The sequence below is a fragment of the Pseudomonas sp. AC070 genome (genome assembly GCF_979258635.1).
Window position 1 is genome coordinate 4,953,377 of sequence record NZ_OZ409871.1, and the last position, 12,865, is coordinate 4,966,241.

Annotated in this window: 13 protein-coding genes; 7 read left to right on the forward strand and 6 right to left on the reverse strand. The window is 60.8% G+C overall.

The window, feature by feature from the left end; all coding sequences use genetic code 11:
• Positions 1–325: 325 nt before the first annotated feature.
• Entirely contained in the window at positions 326–1,708 is a 1,383-nt protein-coding gene (locus tag ACZZ0Q_RS22300; RefSeq protein WP_463560940.1) for an OprD family porin, read from the reverse strand.
• A 302-nt stretch (positions 1,709–2,010) separates the two neighbouring features.
• Entirely contained in the window at positions 2,011–2,559 is a 549-nt protein-coding gene (locus ACZZ0Q_RS22305; RefSeq protein WP_463540752.1) for a cysteine hydrolase family protein, read from the reverse strand.
• 100 nt (positions 2,560–2,659) lie between these two features.
• Here ACZZ0Q_RS22305 and ACZZ0Q_RS22310 point away from each other — a divergent pair, with 100 nt between their 5' ends.
• Positions 2,660–3,673, forward strand: a complete 1,014-nt coding sequence (locus ACZZ0Q_RS22310; protein ID WP_463540751.1) for a GlxA family transcriptional regulator — start codon at positions 2,660–2,662, stop codon at positions 3,671–3,673.
• Positions 3,674–3,773: 100 nt separating this feature from the next.
• A complete protein-coding gene (locus ACZZ0Q_RS22315; RefSeq protein ID WP_463540750.1) occupies positions 3,774–4,400 on the forward strand; it encodes a class I SAM-dependent DNA methyltransferase in 627 nt (208 codons plus the stop codon).
• On the opposite strand, the gene ACZZ0Q_RS22320 is transcribed toward ACZZ0Q_RS22315, so the two are convergent.
• Both ACZZ0Q_RS22320 and ACZZ0Q_RS22325 read right to left on the reverse strand, forming a co-directional pair.
• On the reverse strand, positions 4,397–5,335 hold the full coding sequence (locus ACZZ0Q_RS22320; RefSeq protein ID WP_463540749.1) for a sigma 54-interacting transcriptional regulator: 939 nt from the start codon (positions 5,333–5,335) through the stop codon (positions 4,397–4,399). The two genes, ACZZ0Q_RS22315 and ACZZ0Q_RS22320, sit on opposite strands and share 4 nt — an antisense overlap.
• 71 nt (positions 5,336–5,406) lie before the next feature.
• Complete coding sequence (locus ACZZ0Q_RS22325; protein WP_463540748.1) at positions 5,407–5,988, reverse strand: RBBP9/YdeN family alpha/beta hydrolase; 582 nt, start codon at positions 5,986–5,988, stop codon at positions 5,407–5,409.
• 357 nt (positions 5,989–6,345) lie between these two features.
• Here ACZZ0Q_RS22325 and oscA point away from each other — a divergent pair, with 357 nt between their 5' ends.
• The 5 genes from oscA to ACZZ0Q_RS22350 all read left to right on the forward strand — a co-directional run bounded on the left by oscA (position 6,346) and on the right by ACZZ0Q_RS22350 (position 10,590).
• Entirely contained in the window at positions 6,346–6,531 is a 186-nt protein-coding gene (gene oscA / locus ACZZ0Q_RS22330) for a sulfur starvation response protein OscA (protein ID WP_108095379.1), read from the forward strand.
• A gap of 178 nt (positions 6,532–6,709) precedes the next feature.
• Positions 6,710–7,717, forward strand: a complete 1,008-nt coding sequence (locus tag ACZZ0Q_RS22335; protein ID WP_463540747.1) for a sulfate ABC transporter substrate-binding protein — start codon at positions 6,710–6,712, stop codon at positions 7,715–7,717.
• 184 nt (positions 7,718–7,901) lie between these two features.
• A complete protein-coding gene (gene cysT / locus ACZZ0Q_RS22340) occupies positions 7,902–8,720 on the forward strand; it encodes a sulfate ABC transporter permease subunit CysT (RefSeq protein WP_463540746.1) in 819 nt (272 codons plus the stop codon).
• A gap of 10 nt (positions 8,721–8,730) precedes the next feature.
• Entirely contained in the window at positions 8,731–9,603 is an 873-nt protein-coding gene (gene cysW, locus ACZZ0Q_RS22345; protein WP_122492427.1) for a sulfate ABC transporter permease subunit CysW, read from the forward strand.
• 3 nt (positions 9,604–9,606) lie between these two features.
• Positions 9,607–10,590, forward strand: coding sequence for a sulfate ABC transporter ATP-binding protein (locus ACZZ0Q_RS22350; RefSeq protein WP_122492426.1), 984 nt, complete (start codon positions 9,607–9,609; stop codon positions 10,588–10,590).
• A 146-nt stretch (positions 10,591–10,736) separates the two neighbouring features.
• Here the strand turns inward: ACZZ0Q_RS22350 and ACZZ0Q_RS22355 are convergent, their stop codons facing one another.
• Positions 10,737–11,765, reverse strand: a complete 1,029-nt coding sequence (locus tag ACZZ0Q_RS22355) for a DUF2955 domain-containing protein (RefSeq protein ID WP_463540745.1) — start codon at positions 11,763–11,765, stop codon at positions 10,737–10,739.
• Positions 11,766–11,772: 7 nt separating this feature from the next.
• Positions 11,773–12,834, reverse strand: coding sequence for an HlyD family secretion protein (locus ACZZ0Q_RS22360; RefSeq protein WP_463540744.1), 1,062 nt, complete (start codon positions 12,832–12,834; stop codon positions 11,773–11,775).
• Between the last annotated feature and the right edge of the window lie 31 nt (positions 12,835–12,865).

The following is a 12,865-nucleotide window of genomic DNA, read 5'->3' on the forward strand; positions in this document are numbered from 1 at the left end:
ATAGCGACCGCGCCAAAACATGGCTCCGTTGCCTACGAACACAAAAAAGCCGGGCCTATTGCCCGGCTTCGCACGCGTCTTTTTTCTCAACTTCGATTCGGCCGCACGAACATCAGGAGAGAACGCAGGCGGCCCTAATATTCATCACGGAGCTCGACATCCGTCAGAAAATGAGGCGTCGAATTCTCACGACATGGCGGCGAAATTAAGACCGCCCCCAGTCCCTCAAGCATGTAGCTTCCTTCCCGCTAAGGTTTATAAGTGCGACGAATCAGGGACGAAAAAAAGCCGGGCATCAGCCCGGCTTTCCTTGTAGCGCGCTGTATTACAAAAGCGGCAAGGTGTAGCTCACGATCAAGCGGTTTTCGTCCTGGTCGTTCTGGTTAGCCACAGTGCTGCGCAGTGCGGCGTTACGCCAGGAGAAACCAACACCTTTGAAGGTGCCGGCCTGAACAGCGTAATCCAGACGGAAATCGCGTTCCCACTCAGACTGGTCGCCGGTGGCGGAGTCGATGTTGTCGCCTTTCAGGTAGGTGATGGTGGCTTTCAGGCCAGGTGCACCGATTTTGGCGAAGTCGTAGGCGTACTCGGCCAACCAGGTGCGCTCACCTGCGCGCAGGAATTTACCGATTTGACGGTCGGTGATCAGGTACGCGGTAGCGCCGTCACCTTGGTCCAGATACGGGAAGTTGCTGTCGCCCGACACTTGCTGGTAACCGGCGCTGATCGCGTGGCTGTCCAGGGTGTACGTGAACTGGCCGCTCCAGGTGCGGTTGTCGACTTCGCCCGTAGTGGTGGTGCGGCGGCCGTTGGAAGGCGTGGTGCCGTAGTAACCGGTTGCGTAGTAACCATCGGCACGGCCGGAGACGCTGTCGTTCTTGCCGTCGGCGGTGCTGTAGAAGTAACGCAGATCAGACTTCAGGCTGCCAACCGGCAACGCCAGGTTGTGGGTCAGACCGAGGAAGTGCTGCTGATAGAACTCGTTCAGCGTGCCGTAGTAGTACTGGGCAAGCAGGTCTTTATTGACCTTGTAATCCAGGCCGGCGAAGTAGAACTCGTTGCTGTAGTGGCCGTTTTTGGCATTGCTGCCGCCGTTGGCGCCACCGATCGAAAGGCCTTCGCTGCTGCTCGAAGTACGACCCTTGGCGTGTTCCAGCTTGCCGCCGATAACGGTCAGGTTGTCGATCTCGTTGGAGGTGATCTGGCCACCCTCAAAGGTTTGCGGCAACAGACGACCGTCGTTGAAGGTCACGACCGGCAGCTTCGGCTGCAAGGTGCCGATGCGTGCTTCGGTTTTAGAAATTTTGATCTTGCCGGTCAGCCCGAGGCTGGAGAAGTCGTTTACCGCTTCACCGTTGCTGTCGGTTGGAAAAACGATGCCGCCGTAAGCATTGCTGGACGGGTTGTAGTGAGTGCCCTTGCCCGAATCCAGACGCACACCCAGCAGACCCAGCGCATCGACGCCGACGCCGACGGTGCCTTGGGTGAAGCCGGAGGTGTAGTTCAGCATAAATGCCTGGCCCCACTCTTCCTGTTTATTCGGAGTGCTGGCGGCCGTGTTGCTGCGAGCTACGTTGCGGTTGTCGGCGTTAATGTAAAAGTTACGCAGACCCAACGACGCCTTGCTGTCTTCAATAAACCCGGCAGCGCCGGCTTGCTGTGCGATGACGCCGAGAACGACGGCCAACGCCAGAGGGGATTTGGTCATGGTGCTTACTCCAGGTGCAGATCTTTTTTAGTTTTCCGACACTGCAAGGAGTCCAGTACTTTCAGCTTGCTCGGTGCGGGTCGCGCTGGGGGGCCCGGCGACGACGGCGCAACAGTAATAAAAATTCCATAAATCTAAAAAGACTTATTAGTTTGTTTTTAATGCTTTTTAAGAATATTCGACACATTTCGCAAAACTTGGTCGCCGTGCGGGTCATTCAGGAAACCAAACCGCGAAAAACTCGCCGCTTCGTGACCTTAGTTCCCGCTGGCGACTCAGTTTGAACGCCCGTTCCAGAGCCCCTAGCCGGCCAAAAACTCGTCAGCAGACACCACCGGCGCGTAGCCAAACGCCAGCGCCGCCATAAAGGCCGCATGCACCTGGGCAGCCGGCACGGTTAAGCCGTTGAATTCCAGATCAAGGGTGGCGCAGGCGTCGTGAATCACCGTGGTGTCGTAACCGAAGTCCACGGCGGCGCGGGTAATGCCGTGGGTGCACATGTGGCTCATGCTGCCGACGATCACCAGTTTGTCGATGCCATGTTGGTCCAGCACGGCGCGCAATTCGGTGTCGCGGAACGAGTTGATGTGGTGTTTGACGATCACCGGTTCGCCGACGCGGTTGATCACTTTCGGGTGCAGTTGTGCGCCTTCGGAGCCGGGTGCAAAAAACGGCGCGTCGGCGGTGGGGAATTCGTGGCGGATGTGCACCACCAGATCGCCGGCGTCGCGGAACGCTTGAATGATCTGCGCGGCTTTGTCGGCCGCCGCTTCGGCGCCTACCAACGGCCACTTGCCGGCAGGGAAATAGTCGTTCTGGATATCGACAACGATCAGCGCTTGCTTGGACATGGTGTTTTCCTCGGTTCAGGTGGGTAGTGTTGCGTGGCTGAAGTATTCGCCTGTGCAAGCGGGGCGAGAATTAGCCGGAACGACAATAGCGGTGGGAAAAATGACAAAGCAGGAAAATCAGGCGGTGATTGAAATCGGTTTGTTGGTGTACCCCGGCGCACAAACCGCCGCCGTGCACGGCCTCACCGATCTGTTCGCCGTCGCCAACCGCATCGCCGCCGACCAACAGGCCACGCAACTGCCCACGCTGCGCATCAGCCATTGGAGCGGCAGCGCCACGGACCCCACGCCGCAACGCATTTACGACAGTTTGCCCGGCAGCACCAGCCGCCTCGGCGCGGTAGTTATTCCGCCTTCACTAGCGGACATGCCATCGGCTGAAGACGCGCAACCGCTGGCTGACTGGATCAAGCGTAGCCACGCGCAAGGCGCCATTGTTGGCTCCATCTGCCTGGGCGCGTTTTTGCTGGCGATTACCGGCTTGCTCGACGGCCGCCACGCCACCACCCACTGGACCCACGGCGAAGAACTGGCCAGCCAGTTTCCGGCGCTCAAGGTGGATGTGGACAAGCCAATCATTGATGACGGCGACATCATCACCACCGGCGGCCTCATGGCCTGGGCGGAAATCGGCTTGCGCCTGGTCGACCGGCTGTTGGGGCCGAGCATCGCCACCCGCACGGCTCGCTACTTGATGGTGGAACACAGCGACAGCGCGCGCGAATGCGGCAGCAACTTCGCGCCGATTCTGGCCCACGGCGATGCAGCGGTTTTAAAGGTGCAGCACTGGTTGCAGGCCAACGGCGCAGTGGACGCCAGCCTCGCGGCGATGGCCGAATGCGCCGGCCTGGAAGCGCGTACGTTCTTGCGCCGTTTCCGCGCCGCCACGGGCTTGAAGCCGACGCAATATTGCCAACACGTAAAGGTGGGCAAAGCCCGTGAAATGCTCGAGTTCACCAACGGCACCGTCGACCACATTGCCTGGACCGTCGGTTACCAAGACCCCGGCGCGTTCCGCAGCGCCTTCAAGAAAGTCACCAATTTGTCGCCGAGCGAGTACCGCAATAAATTTGGCGTGAAGCCCAACGGCGCCGTCGCCAAAGAAGCCGGCTAAATCAAAAAATCGAGGCTAAGCCTCTCCCCCACTGTTCAGTTTCCTGTGGGAGAGGCTTTAGCCTCGATTCCTGCAAACGAATCCCCCGTGTCGAGCCTCCATGTCCCTAACCCCTGAACAACTCGCGAAAATCTCCGCCCTCACGCTGCAGCACTACAACCAAAGCGCCGAAAGCTTTCGAGAAGGCACGCGCGACCACGATGTGAGCCAGAACATTGCAGCCCTGCTGCGACACATCGAGGCGCCAGCGCCGTTGCATATTCTCGATTTCGGCTGCGGGCCGGGTCGTGATTTGAAGGTGTTTCGCGATATGGGCCATGTCGCCATCGGCCTCGACGGTTCGGCCAATTTCGCCGAGATGGCCCGCGCCGATAGCGGCTGCGAGGTGTGGCAACAGAACTTCCTGGCGCTCGAACTACCGAGCGAGCGCTTCGACGGCGTGTTCGCCAACGCGGTGCTGTTTCATGTGCCTAATCAGGAACTGCCGCGCGTGTTACGCCAGCTACACGCCACGTTAAAGCCCGGCGGTGTGCTGTTTAGCTCCAACCCCCGGGGCGAGAATCAGGAGGGCTGGAACGGTCCGCGCTATGGCAGTTACCACGACCTCAGCGCCTGGCAGCAGCACCTCACTGCGGCTGGTTTTACCGAGCTGGAACATTACTACCGCCCCGCCGGCCTGCCCCGCGAGCAACAGCCTTGGCTAGCCAGCGTGTGGCGCAAACGCTAGCGCACCACGCGCTGCACCAGCGCTTGCAACTGCACGGCGCCGCCATTGCCGGCGCGTGAGAGCCATTGGCGCAGTTGCTGTTCAATCGCCGACAACGGCGCGTGCACGCCGGCCAGTTCCAGGTGCTCGGGAAGAATTTCCTCGCCGCTGCTGACCAACAGGGCGAAGTGGATAACGTTTTCCAGCTCACGGGTGTTGCCCGGCCAGTGGTGCCATTCCAGCACCTGCTGCGCGGCGGCGCTGATAAAGGGCATGGTCAGGCCCAGACGCTGGCTGTAGATGCCGAGGAAATATTCGGCCATCGGCAAAATGTCGCCGATGCGCTCGCGCAGGGGCGGCAAGGCCAGACGACCCTCGTTCAGGTATTGGAAAAGGCGTGGGTGAAACTTGCCGGCCTCTACCGCTTTGCCCAGGTCGATGCTGGTGGCGGCCACCAGGCGCACATCCACCGGGCTGGCGTGGCCCGCGCCAACGCGGGTGACTTCGCGGTTTTCCAGCGCGGCCAGCAATTTGTCTTGCAGGGCCAGCGGCAGGTCGCCGATTTCGTCCAGGTACAACGTGCCGCCGTTGGCCGAGCCAAACCACCCTGCCCGGCTGCTGGCCGCGCCTGTAGTCGCGGGGTAACCGCCAGCCGCATAACCGAACAGCTCGGCCTCGGCGTGGTTCTGGCTCAGGCTGCTGCAGCTCAAGGCCACGAACAAACCGGCGCGGTCGCTCTCGCGGTGAATGTGGCGCGCCAGCAATTCCTTACCGGTGCCCATCTCGCCTTGAATCAAAACCGGCAGCCCGCTGGGTGCCACCTGCGCCACTTCTTCGCGCAGCTGCCGCGAGCGGGCGTCGATAAACACCAGCGCCTTGGCGCGAATGCTCAGCGGGCTTTTGTCGGCGTCGGGAAAGGTCAGCAACGGCTGGCCCGGTTGTGCGGTGCGGGACATAACGCAAACTCCAAACCAAGCCGACTGGCGCGCAGCGGCTTGGGTAGTAAAAAGACGGACATGGCACGCGATCAGGCGCTGCGGCGGGCGTGCTGTTCGATGCGGTTTTGCAGGCGGTACAGGTAAGAAAAACCGCGCTCCCAACGCTGATGCCCCGACTTCACATTGATGTGTCCCACGCCGCTGAGAATCGCCGTTTCGGCGCCCCAGTCGCGGGCCAGCTCAATGGCGCGCGCAGCGCTGGCGGCTTGGTCGTTGTCCGAGCCCACCAGTTGCGTGGGGAACGGCAGCAACTTGCGCGGAATCGGCGCGAAGCCTTTGAGCGGTTCCGGGCAGGCCGGGCGTTCCACATCCGCTGGCGCCACCAGCAAGGCGCCGCGCACCCGGCGCAGCAGTTCGACCGGGGCGCTGGCAGCCCAATGCGCCACGGTGATGCAACCCAGGCTGTGGGCGATAAGAATTACCGGCGTGCTGTGCGCGGCAATGGCGCGGTTGAGTTGGGTCACCCAGGCGTCGCGGTCGGGGTTGAGCCAGTCGGCCTGCTCCACGCGGTGACTGTTGGGCAGGCTGCGTTGCCAGTGGCTCTGCCAATGCTCGTCGGCCGAGCCTTGCCAGCCCGGCACAATCAAATAGCGGATCGGTTCGCTGCGCATGGAAAACGCCTCCTGCGAATGACGGTGTGGCGGCCAGTATAGGGAGCGGTTTTATATGCGTTAAGGAATAAGAAATTATTTGCTTATGCGATAAATGAAAATTCTATGCTGGCAGCATACTGGCCAGAACGCTAACTCAGCTCGCCTGTAAGCCTCTATTTCAGAGGGTTTACGCGATTTCGTCTGCTGCTTTGCGCGCGAGCGCGTCGCGCTATAGAGATGGGTAGGGCGAACAATTCAAAATGGTTATATAAAAATTCTTAAATAGTATTTTTAAGAATATCTGGCGTTCTCTACTATCCGCTCCACGCCCACTAGCCACGTTCAACCCAGGGCATTTTTTCCAGGAGCAGATTGATGAGCGCACCCCTTCGTAGCGTAGAGGGCCAGGACGAAGCCGGCATCCTCCGCGAAATTTCCGCCGCCCTGCAGGGCCTGCGTTTTGGCTCGGTTGAAATCACCGTGCACAACGGCCAGGTCGTCCAGATCGAGCGCAAAGAAAAATTCCGCCTTCAGCCGCCGGCCGCTGGCAAACAAGCCTGATTGATCCACCCCTACTGGACGACCGGAGGGCACCTTGATGAACACCCAGCCACATCCCCTGATTCGCTTTTTTGAAACACGCCGGCAGCGCCCGCGCTGCCAGCCGCGAATGCGGCAATCCTCATAAGAAACTCAGCCATAACACTTGAACAAAATTTGAAATCTTAGGAGTTACACCATGTCCATTCGCCGTTTCGCTTTGGCTGCTTTGACCAGCGCCCTGTTCGCCGGTACCGCCGTTGCCAAGGATTACGAACTGCTGAACGTTTCGTACGACCCCACCCGCGAGCTGTACCAGGAATACAACGCTGAGTTCATCAAGTTCTGGCAGCAATCCCACGCCGACGACAAAGTCACCATCCAGCAGTCTCACGGCGGTTCAGGTAAACAAGCCCGCGCGGTGATCGATGGTCTGCGTGCTGACGTCGTCACTCTGGCCCTGGCCGGCGACATCGACGAAGTGGCGAAACTGGGCAAAGGCCTACCGGAAAACTGGCAAACCCGCCTGCCGCAATCGAGCACCCCGTACACCTCGACCATCGTGTTCCTGGTGCGCAAGGGCAACCCTAAAGGCATCAAAGATTGGGGCGACCTGATCAAGAAAGACGTGTCGGTTATCACCCCGAACCCGAAAACCTCCGGCGGCGCCCGCTGGAACTTCCTCGCCGCCTGGGCCTATGGCCTGAAAGCCGGTGGCAGCGAAGCCAAGGCCAAAGATTACGTCGAGCAGCTGTTCAAACACGTGCCGATTCTGGACACCGGCGCACGCGGCTCAACCATCACCTTCGTCAACAACGGTCAGGGCGACGTATTGCTGGCCTGGGAAAACGAAGCCTTCCTGGCGCTTAAAGAAGATGGCGGTGCCGACAAGTTCGACATCGTGGTGCCGTCGCTGTCGATTCTGGCCGAGCCGCCAGTGGCTGTGGTCGACAAGAACGCCGAGAAAAAGGGCACCACTGAAATCGCCACCGCGTACCTCAACCACCTGTACAGCCCGGCTGGCCAGGAGATTGCAGCGAAGAACTTCTACCGTCCTCGCGATGAAAAAGTAGCCGCCAAGTACGCCGATCAATTCCCCAAGCTGGACCTGGTCACTATCGACAAGGACTTCGGCGGCTGGAAAACTGCGCAACCGAAATTCTTTAACGATGGCGGCGTGTTCGACCAGATCTACCAAGCCCAGTAATCGTTAGCGGCTCTTTAATCCGAACGTTTGCGGGCAACACCTCGAGAAGACGCAAGCGTAGCGAGCGAAGGTAAAACAAGGCGGCCGGTTGGGGGAAAGGCGGAGTTGGCAGTAGCCAATGAGCCGTTCCCCCACCCGGCCAACGCCGTATTACCGAGCGCAGTAGCTTTCACAAAGGACATTTATGTCGCGCAAGATATCCCCCGTCATACCCGGCTTCGGGCTGACCCTGGGCTACACGCTGGTGTACCTCAGTTTGATTGTGCTGATTCCCCTGGCGGCCATGTTTGTCCACGCCGCTCACCTGACCTGGGACCAGTTCTGGGCCATCATCACCGCTCCCCGCGTTATCGCCGCGCTCAAGCTGAGCTTTGGCACCGCGCTGTACGCCGCCTTGATCAACGGCGTGATCGGCACGCTGCTGGCCTGGGTATTGGTGCGTTACACCTTTCCTGGGCGCAAGGTGATCGATGCCATGATCGACCTGCCTTTCGCCTTGCCCACCGCCGTTGCCGGTATTGCGCTGACCGCGCTGTACACGCCAACCGGTCTGGTCGGCCAGTTCGCCGCCGACCTGGGTTTTAAAATCGCCTATTCGCCGCTGGGCATCACCTTGGCGCTGACCTTCGTGACGCTGCCGTTCGTGGTGCGCACGGTGCAGCCGGTGCTGGCCGATATCCCGCGTGAAATCGAAGAAGCCGCCGCCTGCCTGGGCGCCAAGCCGTTTCAGGTGTTCCGCTACATTCTCGCGCCGGCCCTGCTGCCCGCCTGGCTAACCGGCTTTGCGCTGGCTTTTGCCCGTGGCGTGGGCGAGTACGGTTCGGTGATTTTCATCGCCGGCAACATGCCGATGAAAACCGAGATTCTGCCGTTGCTAATCATGGTCAAGCTCGACCAATACGACTACCGCGGCGCCACCTCCATTGGCGTGTTGATGCTGGTGGTGTCTTTCATTCTGCTGCTGCTGATTAACCTGCTGCAGCGCCGCATCGAAAAACCTTGAGGAGCGCGCCATGTCTACACCAACGTTAAGCGCGGCCGCTTCTGCCAATGCCGCACGCCGGGGCAGCGTCAATGCCCGCCGTGTACTGATCGGCTTGTGCTGGCTGGTTTTTGTACTGTTTCTGGTGCTGCCACTGTTCATTGTGGTGTCCCAGGGTTTGAAGAATGGCCTGGGCGCCTTCTTCACCGCCATCTTTGAACCCGACGCCTTGTCGGCGCTGAAACTCACGTTGTTCGCCGTGCTGATTTCGGTGCCGCTGAACGTGGTTTTCGGTGTCAGCGCCGCCTGGTGCGTGAGCAAGTATTCATTCAAGGGCAAAAGCATTCTGGTGACGCTGATCGACCTGCCGTTCTCGGTGTCGCCGGTGATTGCCGGTCTGGTCTACGTGCTGATGTTTGGCGCCCAGGGCCTGCTCGGGCCGTGGCTGCAAGAGCACGACATTCAAATTGTCTTCGCCCTGCCGGGCATCGTGCTGGCGACCATCTTTGTGACCGTGCCGTTCGTGGCCCGCGAGCTGATTCCGTTGATGCAGGAACAAGGCACGCAGGAAGAAGAAGCCGCCCGCCTGCTCGGCGCCAACGGCTGGCAGATGTTCTGGCATGTGACCGTGCCGAACATCAAATGGGGCCTGATTTATGGCGTGGTGCTGTGTACCGCGCGCGCCATGGGCGAGTTTGGCGCGGTGTCGGTGGTATCCGGGCATATCCGCGGCGTGACCAACACCTTGCCGCTGCACGTTGAAATTCTCTACAACGAATACAACCACGTCGCTGCCTTTGCTGTGGCCAGCTTGTTGCTGATCCTGGCGCTGTTCATCCTTCTGCTCAAGCAGTGGAGCGAGTCCCGTATCAACCGTCTTAAAGCCAAAGCGGACGAGGAATAAGTCATGAGTATCGAAGTCCGTAACGTCAGTAAGAACTTCAACGCCTTCAAGGCGCTCGACGCGATCAATCTGGACATCCAGAGCGGCGAGCTGGTGGCCCTGCTCGGCCCGTCCGGCTGCGGCAAAACCACTTTGCTGCGCATTATTGCCGGCCTGGAAACCCCGGATAACGGCAGCATCGTGTTCCATGGTGAAGACGTGTCCGGCCACGACGTGCGTGATCGCAACGTCGGGTTCGTGTTCCAGCATTACGCGCTGTTCCGCCACATGACCGTGTTCGACAACGTGGCCTTCGGCCTGCGCATGAAGCCCAAGGGCGAGCGCCCGAGCGAAACCCGCATCGCCGAAAAAGTGCACGAATTGCTCAACATGGTGCAGCTCGACTGGCTGGCCGACCGCTACCCCGAGCAACTCTCCGGCGGCCAGCGCCAGCGTATCGCCCTGGCCCGCGCCCTGGCGGTGGAACCCAAAGTGCTGCTGCTCGACGAACCCTTCGGCGCCCTGGACGCCAAGGTGCGTAAAGAACTGCGCCGCTGGCTGGCGCGCCTGCACGAAGACATCAACCTGACCTCGGTATTCGTGACCCACGACCAGGAAGAAGCCATGGAAGTGGCCGACCGTATTGTGGTGATGAACAAGGGCGTGATCGAGCAGATCGGCTCACCGGGCGAAGTGTACGAAAACCCCGCCAGCGACTTCGTCTACCACTTCCTCGGCGACTCCAACCGCCTGCGCGTAGACGGCGACAACCACGTGCTGTTCCGTCCGCACGAGATCTCGCTGTCGCGCCAGGAAATCGAAGACCACCACGCCGCCGAAGTCCGCGACATCCGCCCACTGGGCGCGACCACGCGGGTGACCTTGAAAGTGTCCGGGCAGGACGAATTGATCGAAGCCGAAGTGGTGAAAGACCACGACAGCCTGACCGGCTTGGCCAAGGGCGAGACGTTGTTCTTCAAGCCGAAGGTGTGGCAAAAGCAGCTCTGATCGCCGAGTAACAGCCCCTCTCCCCCAGCCCCTCTCCCGCAAGCGGGCGAGGGGAGCAGGTCTGCGTCGTCACACTGATCAGTCCCCTCTCCCGCCTGCGGGCGAGGGTCAGGGAGAGGGCAAGCGGCAAACGCGAACCCTGCGTCCTACCGCTCATGACTCTCATGCCGAACCGCCGCAAACCGGTTAAAAAACCGGTGCAGCGCGAACACGGCGAGCAGCGTGACGAACACCGCCATACACACCGAACTCAAGCGATACGCCAGGCTGAACATCATGTCTTGGTGCGGTGTCAGGTATTGGCCGAACACAATCGCGATGGTGGTCAGCGCGCCAAAGCCCACGCCTTGCGCCCCTTCACGCACATGAATGCGTGCGCAGAAGAACGTGGCGATCCAGTACAGCAATGTCACCAGCGGCAGCACGTTGTAGTGGTCGTACAGCACCAGCTGCAAGGTCATGCCTACCGCACAACCGAGCAGCGTGCCCAACGCGCGGATGCGCCCAGCGAAGCGGATGCCGTGCCAGTGCATGGGGAACAGCACCAGAATCGAGGCGATTTGCGCCGACAGCGAATCGCGCAAATCCGCGCTCTGAAACAGCATGAACGACAACGTGGCGATACTCGCGCCGAGCAGCGCTTCATGGCGCTGGCTGGGCAGGTCTTTGCTCACCGGCGGCTTGGCCGGACGCGGTTCGGCGTCGGGGAACAGAAAGAACATCAGCCAGGCGATGAGCACGGTTTGCACCGCCGCCACCAGGTTGCTGGCGAGCAGGTCGTACAGGTGCGTGTCGGGGTAGCTGGCGAAGTGCAGCAGCATCGACAAAAACACACAGCCCAAGGCGCCAAACATAAATAGCGGCCCTTGCGCCATCAGCCTGAACCGCCAGAAGAACGAGGCAAATACCAGCGGCACAATCAGCAGCGGGCGGTCGCCGAACAGGCCGTAAACCAGCAGCACTTCCAGACACGCCACCACCGCCTGGGCGAGAAACTGGCGAATCACGTGGGCATTGATCACCGGTGTCAGGCCTAGCAATAACATCGGGTACACGGCAAAAAACGAGCCGTTGTCCCAGTCCATCAATTTGCTGATCAGCAGCCCCAGCGTGCCGCCGCTGGCGAGCCGCAGGCATTGGCGCAGGCCGTTGTCGGTGAGGGCGGGCAGGTTCATGGCCGCCTCAGTAGATGTAATGCAGCAGGCTGATCAGGCGGATCTGCGCCCGGCCGAAAAACGCTGCCAGCGGCGCGTCATGCGGGTACAGCTGCACCGTGGCCTTGGCCCCGCTGGGCAAGGCTTGCGGCAAAGGTTGCGCCAAGGCCACATGCAGGCGCTGGCGTTGCGCATCGCGCACCCAACGGTCGGAGATGGCCGGCGCGGCGAGGTCGCCATTGGCTTCCAGTTGGCCCTCTTTCACGCCGGCGTCGACGGCGCTGACAGTGCCGGCAAATACCTGGCCCGGCAGGCCGTCGAACACCACCGACGCCGCGTCTTGCAGGTGCATATAGCGCAGGGATTTTTCCCGGAAGTCGGCGCTGATGTCCGCCTGGTCTGCCACCAGCGCGGCCACCGCACTGCCCGCTGCCACATACGCGCCCGGCGACAACTGCAAGTTGCTCAACGTACCACTGCGCTCGGCGCGCACTTCGCTGAAGGCCAGTTGCAACTTCGCCTGCTCCAGCGCGTTGTGCGCCAAGCGCAGCGCCAGGTTGCCACTGCCGGCTTCGCCGCGCTCAACCGTCAGCTCGCGAATACGTGCCGCCGCGGCGCTGACTTTCGCTTGCGCGGCCGACGTCTGCGAAGTGGTTTGTTCGTACAGTTGCCGCGACACATGCTGCGTGGCCAGCAGCTTGCCCAGCCGCGCGCCTTCACGCTGCAACTCGCTGGCCGTGGCTTGCGCTGCCTGATGGTCGGCCCGCGCGGCGGCGAGTGCGGCGTCTAGTTGCGCGTTGTTTTGCTCAGCCTGCTCCTGCGCCAGCTCGGCCGCGTGCACCGCCAGGCGGAACGGCTCGGGGTCGAGGCGAAACAGCAACTGCCCGGCCTGTACATGGGCATTGTTGCCCACGGCGATATCCAATACCTGCCCGCTCACCCGCGGAGCAATGCGTAAAACCGGGCGCGTCAGTTGCGCCTGCGGCGTTATCGGCATCCATAAATCGGCGGCCAGAAAATAGCCAAACAGCACGACGAAGGCCGCAATTGCGACCCGCACGCGACGAGCAAAACGTTGCTCAGCAGTCATGCACACCCCTGAAAAATAGAAAAACGGTAAA